A 20,974-nucleotide genomic window follows, 5' to 3' on the forward strand; every position below is an offset into this window, starting at 1 on the left:
TAACTTGGCTTATACTATGAATGATTATCCGGATTCCCTCAAAAATCTGGAACGTCTGGAACGCAGAAAAGCGATCGACATCATCAATGCGATGCTTGAAGACGGCTACGATGAGAACCGCGCGATTCCAATCGGTACTGAGCAGGCACAGGAATGGTACAAAAATGCATCAGACGAAGATCTGAAGAAGTTGGAGAATAAAAGTCTCCAAAAGCATGATGACGATGACGACAGCCGCGGACCGGAACTGATTGATAATGACGTCGAGGTGTACTTCGAGGATGACGAATGGAAAGTGAAAACAGTCGGTGCCAAGCAGGCGAGCGCGACTTTTGATAAAAAGAAAGATGCGGAAAAGAGAGCGAAAGAAATTGCCGACAACCGCGGTACGGACGTCAAAGTCCACAATAAAAATGAATGATAAAAAGCACTCAGAAAATCTGAGTGCTTTTTTGGCGGATAACAATATTTAAACCTGCCCGTTCAAATCCTTGCCTGCATCAAGGCCGAGTCTTTCGAGCGTGAGCGGATTTTTGAAATACTCATCTTCCAGCATCAGGCGTGTCAGGTGGATGATTGAATCGATGGTCGGTGTCTTCACATCGACCGCTTCTGCGATGCTCTGCCAAAGCATCAGGCCGTTCGTCACATCTTCTACGATATAGCGGTTTTCAAGATGTGTCGGCCCGAGCAGATCTTTTAAGATCGGGCTCGTATTATACTGCTCCTGCAGTGACGCACCCTCTTTGAAATACTTGCTCCGGATCGAGCGTTCAGATTTATCCACCGCATCGAAGTCCAGCGCTTTACAAATCTCCTGGCGTTCCACGTCGATTTCTTCAATCACTTTTATCGTATGCTCTGTCACACCGTCTTTATACAAATAAAATTCATCGCCATGGTTGTCGATAAATCCTGTATTTAAAATGGCAGGCGCCGGATGGCTTTCCGGGTTGCCGTTATTGAGTGCGGGCTCCATGATATTTTTCGCCGGCACGAAGCAGTCATAGAGTGTATCCAGCTTTTCAAGCATGATTTCTGTGTTTGCAGCAGGATACGCACTGAACAGATTGTGTTCACTGTAAAGAATGACTTCCGCTTCGTTTGCCGTGTAGTCATATCTTGCCGCGTACGTCAGTGACATCGATTCACCGATATATACTTCAAGCTCCGGTCTTGTTTCTTTTAAATAATGATGGATCAGAATGCTGAACATGGAGCTCGCACCGTTGATGTAAATCATCTGTCCATCTTTTAGATGCGGTCCGATTTCTTTGAATATCTCAAGCAGAATATTTGTCGGCAGACATGTCATGATGACATCCGCATCTGCTACAGCAAGTTTAGGGTCCTGTGTATATTGATGAAAGTTTACCAGCTTGCCTTTAAAACTTACATTTCCGTCTATGATGTTGGGATGTGGATCTTTCAGTGCACTTTTTGAATGGTATAAAGTGACTTCATGCCCTTTCTCCGTTAAATCTGCTGCGGCGACAATGCCGCCATTGCCTGCGCCTATAATTGCGACCTTCATTTATTTATAGCTCCCTTGTAGTTTTGGATCAATTCGATGGCAGGTATATCTGCCGGCGCCCAGTCGAGCACACCGATATTTTCCCGGCTCATCCATTTCATATCAACATGTTCCAGCAATTTGATGTCACCGGAAAGTATTTTTGCGTAATAAGTCGTGAGTTCCACGATGCCGAAATCATATTCGTAAACTGTCGTCGTAATTTTATCCAGGACGTCTATCTGGCACTCCATCTCTTCATCCAGTTCGCGCACAAGCGCCTCGGTTTCAGTCTCGTCCTCCTCTACCTTCCCTCCCGGGAATTCCCATTTCAATGCCAGGTTCTTACCTTCAGGCCGCTGGGCGCACAATATTTCATCATCAGAATTCAAGATGACCGCACCGACGACTCTAATGTACTTTTTGTCCGTCATTTTTCAAACCCTTTTCTATTTTTCGACCATTATACCAAACTTACTTTCCACTTAAAAATTGTACGACTTCCTCTTTGCTCAGCTGGGCGATGTTGTTCTTCATGTTCGGCGCTTCAAAGCTCCGTTCTGCAATCGTCTCTATATCCGCACGGCCAATACCCAGCTCTTTGAACGTCATCGCAAGCCCCATCTCACTTTTCAAGCCGTTAAACCGTTCGCTTAAAGCTTCGGCATCAGAAAAACCGATCATTTTCGCATGCTCATTCAATCTTGGATCCACGTCCGCATTGATGACGAACCATTCATCCATCGTAAATGCACAGGCTTCCCCGTGCGGCACATCGTAATTCGAAGTCAAGTAGTAGCTGAGTGCATGGGCGGCAGAAGTTCCTGTCTGTGAAATTGCGACACCTGCCATCATGCTTGCGAGCGACATGTTTTCACGTGCTTCAATGTTCATCGGTTCATGGAATGCAGCCGTCAGATTTTCAAATGCAAGTTTCGCTGCGGAAACGGCCAGAGCATCCGATAATGGATTGCTGTTGACTGAACCGAGACAATCCAGTGCGTGGCACAGCACATCGATTCCGGAAGTTGCAGTAATCCCCGAAGAGCAGGTCAGTGTCAGTTCAGGATCGACAATCGCCACTTCAGGGTACAGCCCCGCCCCGATCAGCGGGACTTTTAAGCCATTCGTCTTATCACTGATGATACTTGCAGCGGTCACTTCTGAACCAGAACCACTCGTTGTCGGAATCGCAATCAGCGGCAGACCACGGGTGAAATCCGTGTGTTCGAGCAGGTGATTGATATCAATGCTCTCTAAATAAACGACACCCGCTGCCTTTGCAGCGTCCATCGTCGAACCGCCGCCGATCGCAATGAGACAATCCGCTTCGTGTTCTTCCATGACATTGACGATTCTCTGCACGTTGTCGAGCGTCGGATTCTGCTCGATATCCGTCACGACGTCTTTGACTTTATCCCCCAATTGAGATTTGACCAGCCGGTCCAGTCCGTTATCAATCTGTGAATTCGACATCACAATGATGTAAGATGAATAATCATTATATGATAGAATATCATTCAATTCTGAAAAAATCCCCTGTCCAAAATGAATCTGGACCGGGTGCTGAAATGAAAACATACACGCCCTCCCCCTTTTCTTAAGTCTTATACTATCACTTTTAATCTCATTATATTTAAAAAAGCACCTCAGGAAGAGGTGCTTGAAATTCAATCTATACCATTTTCTTCATCTCTTCGGCGACATGTTCCACTTCAGTGCCGACGACAACCTGGATATTGTTTTTGCCCGGTCTGACGACACCGTGGATGCCTGCTGACTTCAATTGCCCTTCATCAACTTTTGACTCATCATTGACGTTGATGCGGAGACGCGTTGTACAGTAGTCAATCGTATCGATGTTCTCTTTACCTCCAAGGCCGATCAAAAGCTTGTCCGCCTTCTGAGTGTATTTATCATCGGCACTTGATTCTTTTACTGTTACATCCGAATCATTGTCTGAATCCACAGTTTCCCCTTCGGTGCTTACAATGGAATCATCACGGCCAGGCGTTTTCAAATCCAGAATAGGAATCAACGCTCTGAAAATGACATAGTAAATTACAAAGAATACGACGCCCTGCACAAGCAGCATCCATGGCTGATTGGCAATCGGGTTATTCAGACTGAGCAGCATATCGACAAGCCCCGCACTGAAACCGAAGCCTGCAGTCCATTCAAATGTCGCGGCGATGAACATAGATACACCTGTCAAGAGTGCATGGATGACATATAGTATCGGTGCCAAAAACATGAATGAAAATTCCATCGGCTCCGTCACACCCGTCAGGAATGACGTGAGTGCGAGTGTCAGAAGCATTGACGCCGCCACTTTTTTATACTGTGATTTCGCGGTATGGTACATCGCAAGCGCCGCACCCGGCAGACCGAACATCATGACCGGGAAGAATCCTGCCTGGTAACGGCCTGTAATCCCCTGCTCTCCGGAACCGGACAGGAAGTTTGGAATATCATTGATGCCGACCGTTTCCCACCAGAATATGGAGTTCAAAGCGTGATGCAGACCTGTCGGTATTAGAAGTCTGTTTGCAAAACCGTAGATCCCTGCACCTAAAGCACCCATATTCAAGATCCATTCACCGAATGATACAAGCGCGCCGTACATGAACGGCCAGACGAAAAATAAAACCAGACTGACAAAGATCATCACAAATGACGCAATGATCGGAACTGCACGGCGTCCGCTGAAGAATGCAAGGTACTCCGGCAGTTTCACATCACTGAACTTGTTGTACAATGCTGCTGCAATCAGCCCTGTGACTATACCGATCAGCACATTGTTCTCAATTACTCCGAATGCTGCATTGACCGCGTCCGGCGACGTTCCGGTATACATTGCGACCGCTTCCTGGCTGAGTAAAGTGATCACGACTAAAAATGATACAAGTCCTGACAGCGCTGCAGCACCGCTTTTATCTTTCGACATTCCGAATGCAAGACCCACTGCAAAGATCAGTGCAAGGTAATCCAGGATGGCATTACCTGCATTGATCAGAATTGCAGCAGCCAGATTGTTTTCCCCCCAGCCGTCCGGATCAATCGCATACCCGATGCCGAGTAAGATCGCCGCTGCCGGCAATACCGCCACCGGCAGCATGAATGAACGGCCCATGTTTTGAATATAACGTAACATTGTTTTCCCCCTAAATGATTTAATGATAAAATACTATGTAATACGGTGATTCTTACATAAATATACCACATAGAATAAAATGTATAAATACACATATTTCATTTCCTAAAATTTATTTTGTGAATTTTATTTCAAAAGGAGTCTGTAATGTCTTTACTGATAGAAAATGTGACACTCGTTACACATGAGGCCGAGTTTAAAAACAGCTGGCTGCTGATCGAGGGGGAAAAGATTTCTTCTGTCGGATATATGTCTGAAATTCCGGCAGCGGATAAAGTCATCAACGGCGGCGGTCAACTCCTTCTCCCCGGGGCCTTTGAAATTCATATTCACGGCGCAAACGGCGTGGACGCAATGGATGCGGATGAAAATTTCATAGAAAACATCAGCAGTCACCTGCCGTCAACCGGAACGACGTCTTTCCTCGCGACGACGATGACATCCACATTTGAAAATATAAGGGCTTCCCTTGAAAATTTACACGATTATGAATACCGCGGCGGCGCAGAAATGCTCGGCATTCATCAGGAAGGACCTTTTATTTCTAAAAAACATCCGGGCGCCCAGGACCCGGAATTCATCCTGCCGCCGGATACGGACGAAGTCCGTCAGCTTCAGGAGTTATCGAATCACCGGATCCGTCTGATCACCTATGCACCGGAAGAAGACACCAATCAAGAATTTCTTTCTGCGCTGAATGATTTGAATATCATCCCGTCCGCCGGGCATACCGATGCGACCTATCAGCAGCTGGAGGAGGCTTACAGCCATGGCCTCAAACACGTCACCCATCTGTATAACGGAATGCGCGGGCTGCATCACAGGGAACCCGGCGTCGTCGGCTACAGTTTTTTAGGTGATTCTTACGTAGAAATCATCGCTGACGGGGTGCATTCCAAACCTGAAATGGTACGGTTGGCATATGATAATATCACTTCTTCAAGAATGATCATGATCACCGACGCCATGCGCGCCCAGGGACTCCCGGACGGCGAATATGACCTCGGCGGCCAGATCGTCCATGTCACAGGCAACGAGGCCCGGCTCAAGAGCGGTGCTTTGGCAGGCAGTGTGCTGACGATGGAACAGGCTGTTAAAAACATGTTTGAATTTACGGATTGCGGCTGGACGGATATTGTGAAAATGACTTCCTATAATGCATTCAAATCACTCGGTATGCTTGATACCAGAGGATTGATCAAAGAAGGCCATCCTGCAGATCTGGTTATATATGATGAAGACAAATCACTCACGATGACGATAGTCAAAGGCGAAGTTTATTACAAAAATCTTTAAAAATAAAAACACCCGTCACCCGGGTGTTTTCATATTATAATCATATTTTTTAAATTTGATCGTCAGTGGTATAAACAGGAATATATATAAAACGATCAGTATACCAGTGATGAGCACCGAAGTATTCACCGGTAAATGCATGAACGGGACGACGATGAAGACGAGCGCCGCCAGCACGATGACCGCCAAATAATCGAAGATGATCGAGGTGGTGGCAGGTTCTATATATTCCTTACAGTCCGGACACTTTATCCGCGTCCTCGGCTTTAAAGCATATCCCAGCAATTTTTGTTTATACGTCCACTGATGAGCACACATCGGACATTTTGCCACACTTCCACCCCGCTACATGTTCATATAGGTTTTATTCCTCTTCGTCAAACTCATAATAGTCTTTTAGAATATCTTTGATTGCGACTTTTTCATTTGATTGAACCAATTTGATGTTGGTGATGACGCTGTCACAGCCCTCTTCATTAAGATGACTGTTCAGTTTTTTCACCAGGTTCAACAATTCATCAATATTACCTTCAATTGTCGTTTCCATCGGACCGACGAAATGGGTCAAACCGCTGTTTTCAATAATATCGATCGAGCTGTCAATATATGAGTAAGATTTACTTTGACTTGGATGCTGGGGAAGCAATTGAACGCTCATAATATAATTCATGATAAATCCTCCTAATTGATAATTAAATGACTTACTTTTATGATAACATTATTAAAAATAGATGACTAATAATCATAGTGGATAAAAATTATATTGGAGGACTTTATGGACACCAAAGCTTATAAATGGCTCAATTTCCTACTCACATTCATCGCAGCAGTCGCAATTTATTATTTCCTGCACGACAGTATCCCCGAACAATTCAGAATCCCGTTGATGATCGGACTCGTCATCATCGTCGTCGTCAGTCTGATCGTCGCTTTCAGACGGGAAATACCACAAGGCGGGAAAGGTAAAGATGGTGATAAGGATGATCAGGGGAAATAAAAACCATCGGAATGGCGGGGATCTGCGACTCTTCCCGCGCCCCGGGACGACTCATTAAACGTCTTGCGGCGCATCCCGCTTCCCGGGATGACGCATTAAACATCTTGTGCTGCATCCCGCGCCTCGGGACGACGCATTAAACGTCTTGTGACGCATCCCGTCTCCCGGGATGACGCATTAAACATCTTGTGCTGCATCCCGCGCCTCGGGACGACGCATTAAACGTCTTGTGACGCATCCCGTCTCCCGGGATGACGCATTAAACGCCTTGTGACGCATCCCGCGCCCCGGGACGACTCATTAACCTCAAAGCCCGCCCCACATATACAGCGTGCCGTACATGCCGAACCGGCCCCACTGGTCAGTAATTTCATTGATATATTCTTTTGACGGGGCCGCATCCATCCCGTCGACGATTCTGATTGCATTTTTTATGCCGGCGTCTCCGATGGGTACGGCGTTTCTGAATTTCAACGCACGCATCAAGACGGTGTTGGCGCTCCACGGTCCGATTCCGCGGAACGACGTCAGGTGCCTGAAGACTTCATCGTAATCATCAAATGTCTCTAAATATGTTTTCGACAACTCGCCGGATTCGACACTTCCGAGTACGCCTTTGATGTATTCGGTCTTTCGTGTGGAAATCTGCATTCCCCTCAACACTTCACTGTCAATCGCAGCAATTTCTCCCGCCTCCGGCATCAGATAAAACTTCTCACCCTTGTATTCAATAAAATGCCCGCAATATTCAATCACTCTTCTTTTCAAAACGTATGCAAAGCTCATCGTAATCTGCTGGCCGAGTATCGACCACAGGAAAGCGTCGGCAATATCGACTTTTCCGACCATTCGATATCCATAATGACGATTAATGAGGCCGCTCAGGCGTTTATCACCTTTCGCAAATTGATAGAATCCATTCAAGTCATAATCAAGATCCAGCCACTCTTCACAGTAGTGCTTAATCTCATCCGAACTCACACCGTCATTTACAAGTGTTTCGACATTCACTCCGCCGCCGGCAGACGCACTCAGCTTCATCAGCACTTTATTACCACGGAACCACTCTGCTTTATAGATTTCATCATCTATAATTTTATATAGACAGTCGTCCTGCTTCTTCATATAATCAAGTGTCTCATCAAAACGATATGGCCCGTTGGCTTTTATTTCCATCATTTTCTGCCTCTCACGGTATCTCCCTGCACCGGTTCGCGGCCGGATGCGAATTGAATTCTGACGGAGTCAGCTTCATGCGGTTCTATATCATTCATCACATGAAAATGCAGATGCGGCATATCAGAAGCGCCGCTGTTGCCGCACTGGGCAATCATTTCACCTGTGTCCACCGTATCCCCCACTTCAACCAGGATGGAATTGTTTCTGAGGTGGGCAAGCAGTGAGTACTCATTGTTATCATGTTCGATGATGATTGCATTGCCTTCCGGCGCATCAAGATTCATCTGAAGCGGTTCATTGTCCGGGATGCCGTCCAATATTCTGACCACTGTTCCGGCACGTGGTGCTGCGACAGGACTGCTGAAAGCATAATATGATTTTAATGATTCCGGTTCCCCGTCGTGCGCCTTACCGGCTATTTTCCGGATGAAATCATACGCATAACGCTGATGTCTATGCGGATAATGATAATTCACAAAATTGTTCGTGCCGCCCCACAGAACGAACCATTCATCCGTAAACGGCAGTTGATATCTGTTGATCGTCAGCTCCCTGTCCGTCTTGAATTTCTCATAAATATCAAATTGGACACCGATGATTTCACCTTCATTGTTAAATGCAGTCACAATCATCCGCCCGGTCTTATCATCCACCCAGCAATACCGCTTCACTCCGGGCTCCAGCTGCGACTGATGCTTTAAATTGAACTTTTCAGTACCCTCTTCAAAATCCGCAGCTGCCTCTACGAAATCATCCATACTCATCTGCTTTTTAAATGCAGAAATCGTCTGCCTGTAAATCTCGTCAAAGTTTTTAAATGAGAAATGGTATCCGAATTCTTCAGGATATATATTCTGTTTCATTATCATATCACCGTCCTTAATAGTTTTATCATACATAAAAAAAGCGGACCCGTCACGGCATCCACTTTACTCAAGCTGTTCCAATATGATGTTTGTCTGCCCTTCAAGCGAGATCAGATCATTCGTTATGAAATCATCTGCAGGAACGACCAATATACGCTCACTCTCCACATTCAAAGTCTCGGACAACTCCGCGCGCAGCTCGTCCGCATCAGTGTCCGGCTGTTTATTCACCAGAACATAATCCGTCCCGATGCCTTCAAGCTCAGCCACCTCAAACTGTTTGAAAGGCACTTCGCCTATGGCATCCAGCACATCTTCAGCCATGTTGAAATTCAACACATCGTACATCACTTCTGTGCCGTAGGCGGAATACTCATTATATAAATAAAAACCATCTTCTCCTTCAACAAGCACTGCCGCTTCAAAAGCGGCAGGATCGAATGAAAGTTCCCGCCGGTGCTCTGTCATCCTTTCCATCCAGGCATCGGCAAGTGCAGCCGCTTTTTCCTGTTCTCCCAAAATGACACCCATCTTGTTCAGCTGTATGAGATAGATCCGGTCACCGTATGTACTCAGCAGCTCGCCGCTGTAGTTCAACGGCAGTGTCGGGGCTAATTCCTGATATGCTGTGCTGTAAGGATCCTGGCTGCTTGTGACGATAACATCAGGTTCTGCATTTCTGACCCCTTCAAAATCTTCGTATTCTATGAATTCCACGTCCTCGAGATGTTCATTTACAAAAGTGTTTCCTTCCACCCTGTCTGTTACGGCAGAAACATTGCCGTCCAGCAGATGGGCGTTCAGGACGTCCACCGGTCTGAGCAGAACCAGACGTTCAGGGTTTGCGGGAATTTCTACTTCGCCGGTATTATCAATTTTTATACGCCGGTCTTCTCCATCTTCAGACACGCTGATTTCCCTGAAATTGCTGCAGCCGGTCAAAAACATTACAAGGACAAGCATCAGTAAACCTTTAATTTTCATATCCATTACTCCTAAAAAATATCTCCTCCATTATACAATAAAAAGACCGGTTGATAACCGGTCTTTTTATATTTGATATGTTTTTTCAAAACGCATCTTATCAAACTTTAAAGCGCGTGCCCTGTGTTTTCTATAGAACTCCAAAAACTTTTTCAAATCTTTTTCTGAAGTTACATTCATGGAAACTTCAATTCTGTTGTTGATCCAAAGATTTAAAACCTTGCCTGATATCGCTCTCCGCTCTACAGTGACGATGCTTACATCTGTATAATCTATCACGTGACGCGTGATTTCTCTGTCACTTCTCTCCAGGTTTACAAATAATCTTTCTGTCGTCGGTACCAGTGCCCCCTGGAAAATATACTGACCGTCGCTTTCAAATTCAACCGCCCCGATCAAGGCCGGTCCGATCCACTCATTTTCTAAGAGTGCAACATCTTTTAAACTTTTATACATATTGCACAACCCCTTTTTGTTTTACTTATTTGTTCTGCCTTTTCCCGTTGTGAGAATATTATAAACAATCTGTAACTTTAAAACAAGTACTCCTGCCAACATTCCTATAATTCCGCCGACAGTGTTTAAAATGACGTCATCGATATTGGATATCCGCCCGATCGGCAGCACATACTGCAAAACCTCGATCGATATTGACATCAGTGTGACGAGAGCTGTCGTCAATAAAGGTCTGCGGGTCAATATATAGACAAAGAAACCGAAAGGTATGAATAAAATGATATTCATGACCAGAGAATTAACAATGGCTCTCGGCGTCGCATACTGCATGGTTTCAACAATACTTGCAAAAGGGACGAGCTGGGTCAGTTGGTTTGGGTAGTCGGTCGGCATCAATGTCACGAGGATCATACCGACAATCGTTACTGTAAAACCGATATATATCATCAAAGTCATTTTACGTTTAAAATTGCGCGCCTCATTGTTTCCCAATTTATTCAGGAATAAAAACACGATGACAATGAGGACCATCAAGAGTATGAAAATCGGTATGACCGGTGCGAATGCATGATAAAGTTCTATCAAAATAATTACCTCTAATCCTGAGTGAATTGCTGATCTGTAAATGTTTTATACATTGAATGGGTGTCCATCAGATCTGTGTGGGTGCCGCTGCCGGTCAAATGTCCATTTTCAATGAAGAATATATTGTCTGAATTGATGATTGTGCTGAGACGGTGGGCAATGACCAGAACCGTACGCCCTTCCATCAGTTCATCCAGCGCTTCCTGCACGAACCGTTCAGAGCGGGAATCGAGGCTCGCGGTCGCTTCGTCCAGCATCAGTATTTCAGGGTCTTTTAGAAATGCCCTCGCAATGCCGATTCTCTGACGCTGACCGCCGGACAGCTTGATGCCTCTCTCACCGACCTGTGTGTCCAGCCCCGAGTCCAGCTCATCTATGAACTCTGATGCATAGGAACTTTCGATGGCACGCTTGATGCTCTCTTCTGTATACTCGCCTTCGTTCAGACCGTAGGTGATATTATCCCGGATCGTCCCGGACACGATCGCACTTTCCTGGGCCACATAGCCGATATTTTTCCGTAAGCTGTACAACGGGATATCGGTTATATCGTGGCCGTCAATCAATATCCTGCCCGCATCGATTTCATAATATCTTTCAATCAGTGAAAATATTGTCGACTTGCCGCTGCCGCTCGGCCCTACAAAGGCGACCTTCTGATTCGGTTTTGCCATGAATGAAATATTCTGCAGAACCGGCGTATCTTCAATATAGCCAAAACTTACATTTTCAAACTCGAGGCTGTTGAAGTTCACACCATCTTCACTTAACGTGCCCGCGTCCGGTTCATCCTCCATATCCAGAATTGTAATGATCCTTTCAGTGGCACCGAGCGCTTTATTCAGCTCGGTAAAGAACATCGCAAACATCGTCATCGGCATGATGATCTGGAACAGATACAGTAAAAATGCGACCATCGTACCGATCGTCATCGTGCCGTCCGCTACACGCAGTCCGCCGTAAGCGATGATCAGAATGATGACAAACATCATCACAGTGGACATGACCGGTGAAAGAAGCGCATTGATGACCGCTTCTTTCATGCCGTATCCATACAGCACATTGATGCCTTTTTGTCCGGTCTTCCGTTCATACTCCTCACCGTTGAACGATTTCATCAGACGTATTTCACTCAATGTTTCCTGGGATGTCCCCGTAAACGCAGCAGTCTCATCCTGCAGCTTTTTAGAAATTTTGCCCATGCGGCGGCCCAGCGGCAGAATGATGACGATCGAAATCGGTACCGCGACGAACATGATGAGTGACATTCTCCAGTCCAGTATGAATAAGATGATGACCGCACCGACAATCGACAGAGTGCCGTTGATCACCTGAGGGAAATGTGATGTAATCAGATTTTTGATGATTGCCGTGTCATTGACCAGACGGCTGACGGACTCTCCGCTCTTCGTAGCATCGTAATACTTCACCGGCAGCTTTAAAAACTTATCCCATACGAGTTCACGGAGACGCATGATGATCGTCTGCCCGACTTTGGCCAGTATATAATATGCGAAGCCATCCAGAACCGCACTGACGAGAAACAGTGCGATGATGGCGACTGCGATACCTGCGGTGAACATCTCCGTATTGAAACCGTCGATAAAGGATTGTGTCAAAAGCGGCACGATCAGAGAGCCGATCATGCCGAAAAATGACAGCACGATGCCGGCAATGAACATGCCTTTATTTACTTTTGTCTGATTCAGCAGCTCCATAAAATCTTTGAAAGAAGCCGTGTTTTCTTTATTTTCCATAATAAATTCCTCTATCATCTATATTTTCGTTATGACTGTTTAGAGCATACCCTAATATGATAAACTAATTTCTACCAAGGGGGAATAAAAATGAGTCTCGTACTGTCAAATCTAACAAAAAAGTTTAATGAATTCACAGCTGTAGATGACATAAATATTGAAGTACCAAGCAGCAGCATGTACGGTTTTCTCGGCGGCAACGGCGCCGGAAAGACGACGACTTTCAGAATGCTTCTGGGTCTGCTCGCACCGACTGCCGGAGATATTACATATAATGATAAAAAAATTGATTATTCTATGACCGATAAGATCGGCTATCTGCCGGAAGAACGTGGTCTGCACCCGAAACTGCAGGTCGATGAGCAGATTCAATATTTGGCAAAGCTCAAAGGCATGAAAAAGGCGGACATCGACAAGCAGCTGGATTTCTGGCTGGAAGAATTTGAAGTGCCCGAAAACAAACAGAAGAAAATCGAAAAATTATCCAAAGGTAATCAGCAGAAAATTCAGCTGATCGCCTCCATCATCCACGAACCGGAGCTCATCATCCTTGATGAACCGTTCAGCGGCCTCGACCCCGTCAATGTGGAAATATTGAAAAAAGCCGTTAAAAATTTGAATCAGAACGGTGCCACCATCCTGTTCAGTACGCACCGCATGGATCATGTTGAAGAGCTGTGCGAAGAATTATGCATTTTAAACAAAGGCCAGCAGGTCGTCAGCGGCAACATTGATGATATCAAATCCGACTTCGGCCAGAAAGAACTGATCATCGAGGGCAGACATGACATTTCATTTTTAAATGATTTTCCGGGTGTTCTGGAGATGACCAGGAAGAGAAATAAAAACGTCATTAAAATTGCAGAAGAGAAATATGCCGAAGATATTTATAATGAAATCATCAAGATCGGCTACTTCAAACGTTTCCAGGTGAATGAACCTTCACTGAACGATATCTTCATTGCGAAGGTGGGTCGCCAATATGAATAAATTCATGACTACTTTTTGGCATACTTATTTATCAAAAGTCAGAGCGAAATCATTTATCATCACGACAATCATCGTCATGCTGCTGATCGTGCTTGCAGGAAATTTCGACAGGATAATGAGTTTATTCGACTCATCAGAAGAAATCAGTACAGTCGAACTCGAAGCATCCGAAGAATTTACCGAACAGTTTACGGCAGTCATGACTGGAATCAGTGAGGATATCAGCGTCACAGACAGTGACGGCGATATTTTACTGACAGTGGAAGATACTGTCCCGATCGTTGCAACGGTTGAAAGTGACAGTGAAATCAGCACTTCGCAGCAGGCGGAAATTGAGACGGCACTCGATTCAGTCAACCGGTCCATGGTTGTCAACTCACTGAATCTGACTGAAGAAGAAGCCGATTTGATGGCTGCCGAAATCGATGTTGATTTCCAGACTGCAGAAACGGCTGCCGAAGAGGCCTCAGGCGGAGCGATGGAAATGGAAGAACCGAATTACTTGAACATCGTCATTTTCTATATCACTGTTTTTGTAATGTTTTTCGTCGTCATCAACTACGCCAGCCAGATCGGAACAGAAATTGCAATGGAGAAATCATCGCGGGTGATTGAGATGATCGTTTCAAGCGTATCGCCGGTCAATCATCTGTTTGCGAAAATACTGGCGATTATATGCGTCAGTCTGACCCAGTTATTTTTCTTCATCGTAACGATTATTGCGGTCATTTATCTTGTGGATATCGGCGCAATCATTTCAGAATTCGGCCTGGAGGCAAACGACCGCACCCTGCCGATGATCATTTACAGCCTGGTCTTTTTATTACTCGGACTGGTCTTGTATTTATCAGTATCTGCTTTGCTCGGTTCATTCGTCAGCCGGATGGAAGACCTGCAGCAGGCACTCCTGCCGATTACATTGATGTCAATCGGCGGCATGTATCTTGGGATGTTCAACTTATTCAATCCTGAAAGCCTACTCGTCCGAATTACAAGTTACTTCCCATTCTTCACACCATTTGTCATGCCGCTCAGAGTGCTGGATTCGGAAACATCACATATGACTGTAATTATCGGCATAATAATCATTATTGTGACCATCATCATTTCCGTCTACTTTGCCGCAAGAATTTATAAAGGCAGTATATTATCAACGGATAAAGGAATAATAAAAAATATCAAGAAATTCAATAAAGGCGAATAGCTTTTGATCAGGGCAGAACCCGCATTTTAGGTTTTGCCCTTTTTGTTTGACTGGATTCCCAGCCGCATCGGACTCTCGGTCCATGGCAAGATAAAGAAGGCACGGCAGACAGGCGATATTCCGACATGGCGCTAAAACGATGTCGGGAGAGAGGCGATACACCTCCACAAACAGAAAAAAGAACGCAGTCTCATATTGAGTCTGCGTTCTTCATAAGTAATTGATCTTTATTCGCCCAGAACGTCTTTGTCGAGCATCACTGTAAGATCTGGATGCTTCTGCAAAATTGTTACCGGGATTTCTTCTGTGATTTCGCCGTCAATCAGTGCGTTCACCGCATCCCGTTTCACTTCGCCTGAAGCGAGGAAGAGGATGGATTTGGCATCCATGATCGTCTCAAGCCCCATGGACAGCGCCCGTGTCGGCACATCTTCAATCTTTTCGAAGAACCTTGAGTTGTCTTTGATTGTCACATCAGTGAGTTCGACGACCTGGGTTCTGCTGTCGAATGGAGTACCTGGCTCATTAAAGCCGATATGCCCGTTGCGGCCGACGCCGAGCAACTGGAGATCGATGCCGCCGAGGTCTTCGATTATCTTCTCGTAATTTTCCACTTCCGCTTCCAGATCTTCACTCTTTCCATCCGGTATATGTGTATTCTCCAAAGGTATATCCACTTTATTGAAAAATTCCTCAAGCATGAAATAGTGATAACTCTGACTGTTGTCTTCATCGAGTCCAACATATTCATCCAGATTCACTGTATGCACTTTCGATAGATCTATATTATTTTCATTCAGCATTTCCGCCAAGTATCGATACATTTTTTGTGGTGTTGAACCTGTTGCCAGACCGAGAGTGATGTCTGGTTTTTTTTCAATTGCTTCATAAATAAATTCTGCTGCTTTTTTGCTCATACCATCATAATCTTCAGCTTTAACGACTTCCATGGTAAACCTCCATTCAATCTTTTTCTATATTATTACTATACCAATAAGTTGAATAGACAACCATAAAAATTTTCATGTTTTGAATCTTTTTATTCTCTGGTCAAATCTTTCAAGTAAGGAAAGCTGCTCGGATACTGATAATAGCCTGTCAAATCTTCCTGAAGACCTGCCAGCAGCACAGAATGATAAATGGGTACGAGCGGTGCTTCGTCTACAATAATCTGCTGGGCATCTTCATACAGCTGCTTTCTTGCTTCTTCGTCGGTTTCTGTACGTGCATCGTCCAGCAGCGTATCCACTTCTTCGTTCACATAGCGTGTTCTGTTACCCGGGGCACCGATATTCTCAGAATGGAACATCGGATATAGACCGTAGTCTGCATCCAGCGTTACAGTTCCCCAGGCGCCCATGAATATATCGTGGTTGCCGTCCGCAGTATATTCCTGATAAGCGCCGGACTCCATCTGATTGATTTCCAGCTCGATGTTCAATTCTTCAAGCTCACCCTGGATAAACGTCGCAATATCAGCAGTCGTCCTGTCCCTGACAAGAATTTCAGCAGAGAAACCGTCACCATATCCCGCTTCCTCGAGTAATTCCTTTGCTGCTTCAACATCATACTCGACCGGATCGATATTATCACTGTAACCGTTCACCGTCGGGTTCAACGGTGTTGTCGCCACTTCCGGTATCCCTTCAAGCATTTCATTGATGATATCTTCTTTGTTGATCGCCATCGCAATCGCACGTCTGACATCGGCATCATCAAATGGTTCAACTTCAGTATTGAAGCCCATATAAGTCATATTCGAGCTTTCATTCTGTTCCACATATGTCCCGTCCGTGCCGTCAATCTGTTCAACATCACTCGGATTTACCGGGTAGATCAAGTCTGCATCACCTGTCGATAATTCAGCGATTCTCGTCGCATCTTCCGGTACCGCCTTGAAGGTCACCTCGGACGGGCTTGCCGCCTCTCCCCAGTAGTCATCATTTCTGATCAATGTAACGTGGTCTCCTTCAACGACTTCTTCAAATTTGAAGAACCCTGTACCTAGCGGTTTTTTGTGAACTTCTGTCAACGGATCGCCGCCCTCTTCCATCTGAGCATAATCAGCATCGATGACTTCTTTACTGATCATATGTCCGCCCGGGTGTGCAAGATGTGCAGGCAGCGCCGCAAATGGTTCATTCGTATGTATTTCAACAGTGTAGTCATCGATGATTTCCACTTCTGAAATCTCTGTGAATAAAAATTCTAAAGGCGCGCCGACTTCCTCGTCCCGGACACGGTCCAGGTTGGCCTTGACGACTTCGGCATTGAATTCACTGCCGTCATGGAACGTCACACCTTCCCTCAAAGTAAATTCCCAAGTCGTGTCCTCAATCTGTTCGTAAGACTCCGCAAGACCGGGTTCCAGTTCGAGGTCTTGATTCAGTTTTACAAGTGTCTCGTATATGTTCGTCATGACATATACGGAATAGCCGTCATTCGCTGCATGCGGATCGAGCGAACTCGGCAATGCCTGCAGACTGAAAGTGATCTCTTCGTCGGTTGTTCCCTCAGTTGCCGTACCCTCTTCAGTCGATTCCTCAACGTCGCTGTCATCTGCACAGGCTGCCAGCAGCATCAACATTCCAAATAACAAAATATGTAATATTTTCATAAATATCCTCCTCACAATGATATTATACATAGTAATTGACTAGGAATAAAGAAGATTATTCATTATTTTTGTTAAAATGAAAAAACAAGCCATTATTATGACTTGTTTTTCCGGTATCATTTTTCCATATGATCGATAAGTTTATTCAGCTCGCGGTTCATGACGATATTTACAACCGGCTTCATCGTTGTCACCAGAACTTTTGCTCCCATCTTACTGTTGCGGAGTTCTGAACGGACTGAAATGTCCACACCGCCATTATTCGGAACGACAGTGAACTGTGTCACCACATCTCCCTGCTTCAGTCTTGAGCGGACAGTGATTCTTCTGTCTGACTGATACTCAATGATTTCACTGCGGAAACGGTATGTTTTCCCTTTGACATTCAAAGTTGTACGGAATTTAGTGCCTTCGTTCCTTTTTTCAGTTGTATTATATTCAATATCATCCAGTATGCTGAAGATTTCCTGCAGTTTGGCATCATCGTTTACAAATTCAAATACTCTTTCAGGTGTTGCTTCGACATTTTCTTTTTGGTAATTATAAATTTCCATTACTGCACTCACTCTTTCTTAATTGTTATCGGATACTCTGTAATAATCATATCACCTTCATTTAAAGTGACAAGCAATTCCTCAATGTCCATCGTTTCTTCTTCGAGCAGGGGTTCATTAACGAGATAAGATGATGTCGATGAATAATTGACGTAAACGTCCTTCTCACCATCAGCACGCTGCACAGGCAGATGATCCATGACAAGCGTATATTCCCCGGACTCCAGATGTCTCCCGACTTCATGAATGCCTGCCGGGATGATAAACTGCTCATTGCCAACGGCATTCATCACCCCCTCTTCAGAGGGGACGAGCTCGATTTCAGCATCCCTCGATTTATAATCAAGCTGCATGCCTTCCGTCAGATCAAGGGTAATCTGTTCTGTGAAATAGCCCATGGCTATTTCAACGATACGTATCCCCTCTGAGTCATACGTGACCAACGCTCCCGCACTCGTATCCCCCCGGCCGATTTCATATCTGCCCTCTTCGATGTCTTCACCGATGTCATAACTGCCGGAGGAAATCATTATCGCCTCTCCAGTGCTTTCAGCGGTTCTTTCTACGGTCGTATTCAGAAAATGGAACCGGTCTTCCATACCTTCGTTTAGAAGTTTATTGTCATTCTTATACAGTCCGGCTGCCGCTTCATCGACTTCCAAAGCTTCGCCGTCATATTTCTCAGGCATGATGCCTGAAAACCCGCACCCTGAGAGAAATAATGCCATGACCAGTATACTAATTCGTCTCATAGGACTGCTCCCCTTTGTAAATGCGCAGATAATGCTCATTCGTACCGAGCGGTCCGAGACTGACGGAACGACTGCTTAAATCACGGAGTATATTGATCATTTCATTGACAGTTTCCCTGTCCAGTCCTGAAGTCGGGATGCAGATACGGTCGTTGTTCAGGTAGACCGTCCCTTCCGGCAGTGCACCAAGGTCCTTCAATTCTTCTTTATGAATGAATCCCTTGATGTATTCATCGGTTTCCTTTTCACGATTATAAGTATAATAAACGTCCTTCTGATTCAAAAAGAAGATCTCATCCGCATATTCATCCAGGTTATCAAGTAAGTGGCTTGCCACAATGATGATCTTGCCTTCCTCCTTTATTTCCTTAAGGATATTGCTGACAAGCTCGACATTCACCGGATCCAGCCCGTTCATGATTTCATCCATGAACATCACTTTCGTGTCCGCTGCGATCATCATCGCAAAGCACAACCTCTGTCTCATGCCGAGTGAATATGTCTTCACTTTGTTTTTCACATAACTGTCCATATTCAGACGGGTGATGATGTCATCTATGCTCTTTTTATCTTTATTCCAGATATCACGATACATTTCGATATGCTCATAACCGTTGAAATCTTCATAGAGCTCAGCCTGATCCGGGAAAAATGTCACAATTTTATGCAGTGCCTTAATATCTTCAGAAGTATTCTTATATTCCCTGCCGTCTATCGTAATACTGCCCTCGTGGATCGGGATGAAACGGATGATCGCATTGAAAAGCGTCGTCTTTCCCGTCCCGTTCGGTGCAACCAGGCCAATGATGGACTCGTCTTCGATATTAAAGTTCACTTCGTCCAAAACAGTATGGTCGCCATATTTGATCGTTAAATTTCTGACATCAAGTGCCATTAATTTTTCCTCCTTTCAAGCTTGCCTGTCCGTGTCGGTATCAATTTGAATATGAAATGGAAGATGATTTCCAAAATGATATATAAGATGATGAAGTTTATTATGATTCTCGGCACACTGATATTTTCCGAAATCGCATACTCTCCGCTGATGAGCGGCTGAATCTGCAAATACGTCAGCGGATTCCATTCCGCCATGGCCGGAAACTGAAGCAGTATGACCGGTATATAAAATACTGCTATGACCAGAGTGATCGTCAGATAGATGTTTCTGAATACGAAGCTCAGCCCCGTGGACAGTTTGACGATGATATAGCTCAGTATCATTGAGAGCAGGATGACCAGCAGTGAATATTCCAGTATGCTGATGTACTCCGCATTATCCCCGCCGAGTATGGATACAGGATAACGGATTGATCCCGAATCGCTGGATAATGTATTGATCCAGTAGGAAATAAAGACTCCCGCTATGACTGCAAGCCATATCAGCATCCAGGAAATAAGCGTCCTTATCCGCCACTGTGCACCCCAGGACAGCGGTATCCCCTGCGTAATACTCCAGTGATGTTCCTGGTCTCTTGAAAATCGGTCGGCCCCCAGTATCGCTGCAATAATAAATGTTACGACACCGGAAATCAGATTCACCAGATTGAACAGAACAAGCGACGGCGACATCGGGTTCCAATCGATATCCACGTTTTCTTCCTTAAGATAATTCAAAAACTGCAGATCATCCTCCAGCTCTTCTTCAGGCGGTACGAAACTGAGCAGCAGTTCCTGCGAATTAAAATCATCCGCCTCATAAAATGACAGCTGATTTTCGGTCATGGTAATGCCCTGCTCGACATAGTCTGCGACAATATCCTCCAGCCCATCGACTGTGTTGCCTTCTTTCTGATTCAATATGTAACGCTGATTTCCGAGTATTTCCTGCTGTTCGGCAAGCTTGTCATAAATTTCCTGTCCTGTTTCCGTCTCGAAATCCTCATCCGGTATGACATTGAAGATCCCGAATGTCTGATCATACTGTTCACGCGTCTCTTCGAGCGGCAGTTCTATCGAACGATTTTGATAAAGCGTCGAGAAGCTCGCTATAAATAAAAACAGTGCGATGAGAAGGATACGTACTTTCCAGTCCCTCAATATTTTCAATAAATCCCATTTAAACATACGCAC

General features: G+C 45.1%; 23 protein-coding genes. 5 read left to right on the forward strand and 18 right to left on the reverse strand.

Features of this window, described 5'->3' with window-relative positions; all coding sequences use genetic code 11:
* The first annotated feature begins 4 nt into the window (after positions 1-4).
* On the forward strand, positions 5-421 hold the full coding sequence (locus tag ACY8DT_RS02660) for a DUF2188 domain-containing protein (RefSeq protein ID WP_462421399.1): 417 nt from the start codon (positions 5-7) through the stop codon (positions 419-421).
* A gap of 48 nt (positions 422-469) precedes the next feature.
* Here ACY8DT_RS02660 and ACY8DT_RS02665 read toward each other — a convergent pair whose 3' ends face one another.
* From ACY8DT_RS02665 to nagE, 4 genes are all read right to left on the reverse strand, one after another.
* Complete coding sequence (locus ACY8DT_RS02665; protein ID WP_462421400.1) at positions 470-1,534, reverse strand: NAD/NADP octopine/nopaline dehydrogenase family protein; 1,065 nt, start codon at positions 1,532-1,534, stop codon at positions 470-472.
* Complete coding sequence (locus tag ACY8DT_RS02670; protein ID WP_462421401.1) at positions 1,531-1,947, reverse strand: (deoxy)nucleoside triphosphate pyrophosphohydrolase; 417 nt, start codon at positions 1,945-1,947, stop codon at positions 1,531-1,533. The genes ACY8DT_RS02665 and ACY8DT_RS02670 overlap by 4 nt, the downstream gene beginning before the upstream one ends.
* Positions 1,948-1,987: 40 nt before the next feature.
* Positions 1,988-3,094 (reverse strand): iron-containing alcohol dehydrogenase family protein, encoded by a 1,107-nt coding sequence (locus ACY8DT_RS02675; protein ID WP_462421402.1) that lies wholly within the window; start codon positions 3,092-3,094, stop codon positions 1,988-1,990.
* 94 nt (positions 3,095-3,188) lie between these two features.
* Positions 3,189-4,667, reverse strand: a complete 1,479-nt coding sequence (gene nagE, locus ACY8DT_RS02680; protein ID WP_462421403.1) for an N-acetylglucosamine-specific PTS transporter subunit IIBC — start codon at positions 4,665-4,667, stop codon at positions 3,189-3,191.
* Between the two features lie 147 nt (positions 4,668-4,814).
* Between nagE and nagA the strand changes: the two genes are divergently transcribed.
* A complete protein-coding gene (gene nagA, locus ACY8DT_RS02685) occupies positions 4,815-5,963 on the forward strand; it encodes an N-acetylglucosamine-6-phosphate deacetylase (RefSeq protein WP_462421404.1) in 1,149 nt (382 codons plus the stop codon).
* Between the two features lie 15 nt (positions 5,964-5,978).
* Here nagA and ACY8DT_RS02690 read toward each other — a convergent pair whose 3' ends face one another.
* On the reverse strand, positions 5,979-6,296 hold the full coding sequence (locus ACY8DT_RS02690; protein WP_462421405.1) for a TIGR04104 family putative zinc finger protein: 318 nt from the start codon (positions 6,294-6,296) through the stop codon (positions 5,979-5,981).
* Between the two features lie 31 nt (positions 6,297-6,327).
* On the reverse strand, positions 6,328-6,633 hold the full coding sequence (locus tag ACY8DT_RS02695; RefSeq protein WP_462421406.1) for a thiamine-binding protein: 306 nt from the start codon (positions 6,631-6,633) through the stop codon (positions 6,328-6,330).
* A 105-nt stretch (positions 6,634-6,738) separates the two neighbouring features.
* Between ACY8DT_RS02695 and ACY8DT_RS02700 the strand changes: the two genes are divergently transcribed.
* Positions 6,739-6,960, forward strand: coding sequence for a hypothetical protein (locus ACY8DT_RS02700; RefSeq protein ID WP_462421407.1), 222 nt, complete (start codon positions 6,739-6,741; stop codon positions 6,958-6,960).
* Between the two features lie 306 nt (positions 6,961-7,266).
* Here ACY8DT_RS02700 and ACY8DT_RS02705 read toward each other — a convergent pair whose 3' ends face one another.
* The 6 genes from ACY8DT_RS02705 to ACY8DT_RS02730 all read right to left on the reverse strand — a co-directional run bounded on the left by ACY8DT_RS02705 (position 7,267) and on the right by ACY8DT_RS02730 (position 12,787).
* Positions 7,267-8,139, reverse strand: coding sequence for a DNA-3-methyladenine glycosylase family protein (locus ACY8DT_RS02705; protein WP_462421408.1), 873 nt, complete (start codon positions 8,137-8,139; stop codon positions 7,267-7,269).
* Positions 8,136-9,002: a M23 family metallopeptidase gene (locus ACY8DT_RS02710; protein WP_462421409.1), complete on the reverse strand. Its 867-nt coding sequence runs from the start codon at positions 9,000-9,002 to the stop codon at positions 8,136-8,138. Before ACY8DT_RS02710 ends, ACY8DT_RS02705 begins: the two co-directional genes overlap by 4 nt.
* Positions 9,003-9,068: 66 nt before the next feature.
* Positions 9,069-9,989 carry a TroA family protein gene (locus tag ACY8DT_RS02715; RefSeq protein ID WP_462421410.1) on the reverse strand — a complete coding sequence of 307 codons (921 nt, stop codon included), beginning with the start codon at positions 9,987-9,989 and terminating at the stop codon, positions 9,069-9,071.
* Positions 9,990-10,055: 66 nt separating this feature from the next.
* Positions 10,056-10,445 carry a hypothetical protein gene (locus tag ACY8DT_RS02720; protein ID WP_462421411.1) on the reverse strand — a complete coding sequence of 130 codons (390 nt, stop codon included), beginning with the start codon at positions 10,443-10,445 and terminating at the stop codon, positions 10,056-10,058.
* Positions 10,446-10,466: 21 nt separating this feature from the next.
* A complete protein-coding gene (locus tag ACY8DT_RS02725) occupies positions 10,467-11,030 on the reverse strand; it encodes a VanZ family protein (protein ID WP_462421412.1) in 564 nt (187 codons plus the stop codon).
* An 11-nt stretch (positions 11,031-11,041) separates the two neighbouring features.
* Positions 11,042-12,787: an ABC transporter ATP-binding protein gene (locus ACY8DT_RS02730; RefSeq protein ID WP_462421413.1), complete on the reverse strand. Its 1,746-nt coding sequence runs from the start codon at positions 12,785-12,787 to the stop codon at positions 11,042-11,044.
* Positions 12,788-12,877: 90 nt separating this feature from the next.
* On the opposite strand from ACY8DT_RS02730, the gene ACY8DT_RS02735 reads away from it, so the two are divergent.
* Positions 12,878-13,777: an ABC transporter ATP-binding protein gene (locus ACY8DT_RS02735; protein ID WP_462421414.1), complete on the forward strand. Its 900-nt coding sequence runs from the start codon at positions 12,878-12,880 to the stop codon at positions 13,775-13,777.
* On the forward strand, positions 13,770-14,981 hold the full coding sequence (locus tag ACY8DT_RS02740) for an ABC transporter permease (RefSeq protein WP_462421415.1): 1,212 nt from the start codon (positions 13,770-13,772) through the stop codon (positions 14,979-14,981). The genes ACY8DT_RS02735 and ACY8DT_RS02740 overlap by 8 nt, the downstream gene beginning before the upstream one ends.
* A gap of 227 nt (positions 14,982-15,208) precedes the next feature.
* Here the strand turns inward: ACY8DT_RS02740 and nagB are convergent, their stop codons facing one another.
* The 6 genes from nagB to ACY8DT_RS02770 form a co-directional block, all read right to left on the reverse strand.
* Entirely contained in the window at positions 15,209-15,931 is a 723-nt protein-coding gene (gene nagB, locus ACY8DT_RS02745) for a glucosamine-6-phosphate deaminase (protein WP_462421416.1), read from the reverse strand.
* 89 nt (positions 15,932-16,020) lie between these two features.
* Positions 16,021-17,598 carry a glutathione ABC transporter substrate-binding protein gene (locus ACY8DT_RS02750; RefSeq protein ID WP_462421417.1) on the reverse strand — a complete coding sequence of 526 codons (1,578 nt, stop codon included), beginning with the start codon at positions 17,596-17,598 and terminating at the stop codon, positions 16,021-16,023.
* A 116-nt stretch (positions 17,599-17,714) separates the two neighbouring features.
* The gene (locus ACY8DT_RS02755) at positions 17,715-18,152 is read right to left on the reverse strand and encodes an SRPBCC family protein (RefSeq protein WP_462421418.1); all 438 of its coding nucleotides are present in this window, start codon (positions 18,150-18,152) and stop codon (positions 17,715-17,717) included.
* Between the two features lie 8 nt (positions 18,153-18,160).
* Complete coding sequence (locus ACY8DT_RS02760; RefSeq protein WP_462421419.1) at positions 18,161-18,904, reverse strand: hypothetical protein; 744 nt, start codon at positions 18,902-18,904, stop codon at positions 18,161-18,163.
* On the reverse strand, positions 18,891-19,799 hold the full coding sequence (locus ACY8DT_RS02765) for an ABC transporter ATP-binding protein (protein ID WP_462421420.1): 909 nt from the start codon (positions 19,797-19,799) through the stop codon (positions 18,891-18,893). Before ACY8DT_RS02765 ends, ACY8DT_RS02760 begins: the two co-directional genes overlap by 14 nt.
* Positions 19,799-20,968 (reverse strand): hypothetical protein, encoded by a 1,170-nt coding sequence (locus ACY8DT_RS02770; RefSeq protein ID WP_462421421.1) that lies wholly within the window; start codon positions 20,966-20,968, stop codon positions 19,799-19,801. Before ACY8DT_RS02770 ends, ACY8DT_RS02765 begins: the two co-directional genes overlap by 1 nt.
* Positions 20,969-20,974 lie beyond the last annotated feature (6 nt).

It is taken from the genome of Salinicoccus sp. Marseille-QA3875, from assembly GCF_054950095.1.